We start from the raw sequence: 468 nt of genomic DNA, 5'->3' as shown, positions 1-468 counted from the left end.
GCAGGCAGGTGCGCAGTTGCGCAGCGGTCACGGGACCACGTCCGGTATGGAAGTCCAGCGTCGTGCCGATGCGGTCACGCGCCACCAGCAGGCAATCATGCTCGCGGTTGATGCCGCGCCGCCGGGCGGCGCCACCACGCTTGCGCGGCGGGCGCGATAAGGTGCGCGAACCCTTCTGCGATTCCAGGCGGTAGGTTTCGTCGGCCTCCACGATGCCCGTCAGTGCTGCGGGCCGGTGCCTGGCGGCGCCCGGCGCGAATCGGTGGCGCCAGCGAAAACTTGTCGTGCGATGCACGCCGGTCGCGAGCGCCGCGTCGCGCACGGTGCGTGATTCCAGCAAGCACTTGATATATGGCAGCCAGCACTCGCGCTTGCGCAGCCGGGCCAGCGGCGTGCCGGTCAGCGCATTGAAGGAGCGACGACAACCCAGGCAGCGATAACGCTGCAGGCCGCTGGCGAAGCCGGAGC

General features: G+C 69.7%; 1 protein-coding gene. It reads right to left on the bottom strand.

Going from position 1 to position 468, the window contains the following annotated elements:
- A partial coding sequence (locus tag LQ564_RS25760; protein WP_443094015.1) for a transposase occupies nucleotides 1–468 on the bottom strand: 468 nt, incomplete at both ends.

Origin of the sequence: Massilia phyllostachyos (assembly GCF_021044825.1) — a bacterium.
Taxonomy (GTDB): domain Bacteria; phylum Pseudomonadota; class Gammaproteobacteria; order Burkholderiales; family Burkholderiaceae_D; genus Telluria; species Telluria phyllostachyos.
Note: the sequence above shows the minus strand (reverse complement) of the source record. Positions and strands in the feature narration are given on the sequence as shown.